Origin of the sequence: Alkalicoccobacillus porphyridii, from assembly GCF_007293315.1 — a bacterium.
GTDB lineage: Bacteria > Bacillota > Bacilli > Bacillales > Bacillaceae_D > Alkalicoccobacillus > Alkalicoccobacillus porphyridii.
In genome coordinates, this window is record NZ_VLXZ01000305.1 from 1 (window position 1) to 255 (window position 255).

The window sequence follows — 255 nt, forward strand, 5'->3', positions numbered from 1 at the left end:
GGACAAGGATAAGCACGCGTCAGCAGTTCCGCCAACACTGCGACAGCGTTGTCCTCGCGGCTTTTACCCGGTCAAAACAGCGTTACGGTGCCCCACGCCTGACGGATGAACTGCGTGCTCAGGGTTACCCCTTTAACGTAAAAACCGTGGCGGCAAGCCTGCGCCGTCAGGGACTGAGGGCAAAGGCCTCCCGGAAGTTCAGCCCGGTCAGCTACCGCGCACACGGCCTGCCTGTGTCAGAAAATCTGTTGGAGC

The 255-nt window shown here is 60.4% G+C and carries 1 protein-coding gene; it reads left to right on the forward strand.

The genetic code is table 11. The features are described from left to right. On the forward strand, positions 1 to 255 hold a 255-nt coding region (locus FN960_RS24400; RefSeq protein ID WP_143850839.1), incomplete at both ends, for an IS3 family transposase.